We start from the raw sequence: 2,167 nt of genomic DNA on the forward strand, positions 1-2,167 counted from the left end.
CGGCCCGACGGGCGCCGCGCAACAGCCGGACGAGCGCGGCGCCCGTCGGGCCGCGCTCGCCCTACGGCTGCTCGGCGCCCTGGAACTGCTGCTCGCCGTCGCACTGCTCACGCTGCCCGGGACCGTGGCCCCGGGGGTGGCGGCAGCCGTCCTCGGCGTGGGCTTCACCGGCTATCTGGCCTATGCCCGCCGGGCCGCCCCGGGCTCGTCCTGCGGCTGTACGGGGAGCGGTACGGCCCCCGTCACCTGGCGCGCCTTCACCCGCGCCGCCGCCGTGGCGGCGGGTGGCGCGGCGGCGGCCGTGGCGGCGACGGCGGGTGAGCCCTGGTGGGCCGCGGTGGCGCGGCGGCCGGTCGGCTCGCTGTGCCTGGTCGGTGGCGGCGCGATCGGGCTCGCGGCGCTTTCGGCCGACGGCCGTGTGGGGTGGTGGTGGCGCGGCGTGCGGGCGCGTGGCCTTCGGCGGCGGGCCGCCGGGCCGCCGCTCGCCGGGCCCGCGGACGGCGGCGCGGTTCCGGTGGCCGCCACGGTCGAGTTGCTGGAGCGCTCGCTGGCCTGGCGGGCGGCGGCCCCGGTGGTGCGGTCCGCGCTGCTCGACCACTGGGACGACGCCGGCTGGCGCGTCCTGCAGTACTCCGGGGTGCACGGCGGGGGCCGGGGCGCCAGGCCGGTCTTCGTGCTCTTCGCCGTGGACGCCGCGGCCAGCCTGGACACGGTGGCCGAACCCGCGGTCCGCGTCGGAGTCGTCGACGCGGACACCGGACAGCCGGTGGCGGCCCCCACTCGGCCGCTCCCGGTGCCGGGCGGAGGTCCAGGGCTTGGCTAGGGCCCGGCGGAAGCGGCGAGCAGCGCGGTGTCGTCGTCGACGCGCCCCGGGGTGTGGAGCAGGCCCATGGACCGGTCGATGATCCGCTGCGGGTCGAGCCGCTCCGACTCGGACAGCCCCGCGCAGGTCGCCCGCAGCGCCGCCAGCCCTGCGTCGACCGAGAGCCTGCTGTTCTCCACCAGCCCGTCGGTGTACAGCAGCAGCCCGGCGCCGGCCGGCAGCCGCGTCGCGTGGGTTTCCGGCGCCCCCTGCACCAGCCCCAGCGGGGCGCCCGGCCGGGTCTGCAGAAAATCGGTGGCCTCGCCCGCCACCATCAGCGGCGGAGGGTGTCCGCCCGACGCCCACCGCAGCCGGCGGGTCCGCGGCTCGTACACCGCGTACAGACACGTCGCGAAGTGCTCGACGTCCAGCGACCGCAGATACGCGTCCAGCTTGGCGAGAAGCGTGCCCGGGGCGGCGCGGTCGAGCGCGAAGCCGCGCAGGGCGGGGCGCAGCCGGCCCATCACGGTCGCGGCGTCCACGTCGTGGCCCATCACATCGCCGATCGCCAGCCCCATGACCCCGCCGGGCAGCGCGATCACGTCGTACCAGTCGCCGCCGATCTCCGTACCGGTGGTGCTGGCCCGGTAGTAGGACGCGGTGCGCAGACCGGGCACCTGGGGCAGATGCTGGGGCAGCAGCGCCCGCTGCAGGGTCAGCGCCAGCCGGCGCTCGTTGCGGAACCGGGCTGCGTTGTCGTAGGCGAGGGCCAGCCTGCCGGCGAGGGATTCGAGGTGGTTCCGGTCCCCCTCGTGGTACGCCGGTCCGCGCCTGGCGATGGCCAGCGCCCCGAGCGTCCGGCCGTGGGCGACCAGCGGCATGGACAGCACGGTGTCGGGCGGGGGCGGCCCGGGGCTTTCGGCGCCGAGGCTCTCGGCGAGGCCGTGCTCCAACTCCATCGGTCCGACCGTCCGCTTGCCCGCGACGAACACGGACTGATCCGCCCGCGGGTCGGTGAACCGGATGCGGATCTCGTCGGCGAGGGCCGGAATCAGCACCTCCTTCGCGGTCTCCAGCACCTGCGGCGGGTCGAGGCTGTCGGAGAACAGCATGCTCGCCTGGGCGAGGGAGGTGAGCGCGGCCGCGTGGCGGCGGCTGGCGGTGAGCACCTGCTCGCGCAGCCGCGACAGCTCCAGGTTGGCGCGCACCCGGGCGAGCAGCTGGCGGGCGGAGAAGGGTTTGGCGAGATAGTCGTCCGCGCCCGCCCGCAGGCCCTGCACCGTCGCCTCCTCCCCGGCCCTGGCGGTCAGCAGGATGATCGGCAGGCGGGTGGTCCGCGGATCCGCGCGCAGCGCCCGTACGAGC

The 2,167-nt window shown here is 76.9% G+C and carries 2 protein-coding genes; one reads left to right on the forward strand and one right to left on the reverse strand.

Annotated features, from left to right (window positions below):
- Positions 1-823 (forward strand): MauE/DoxX family redox-associated membrane protein (locus CCN51_RS50520; RefSeq protein ID WP_107426317.1); only part of this gene is annotated, 823 nt, incomplete at its 5' end.
- Here the strand turns inward: CCN51_RS50520 and CCN51_RS59510 are convergent.
- Positions 820-2,167 (reverse strand): PP2C family protein-serine/threonine phosphatase (locus tag CCN51_RS59510; RefSeq protein WP_143676200.1); only part of this gene is annotated, 1,348 nt, incomplete at its 5' end. The genes CCN51_RS50520 and CCN51_RS59510 overlap by 4 nt on opposite strands.

The organism is Streptomyces milbemycinicus (assembly GCF_002154605.1).
GTDB lineage: Bacteria > Actinomycetota > Actinomycetes > Streptomycetales > Streptomycetaceae > Streptomyces > Streptomyces milbemycinicus.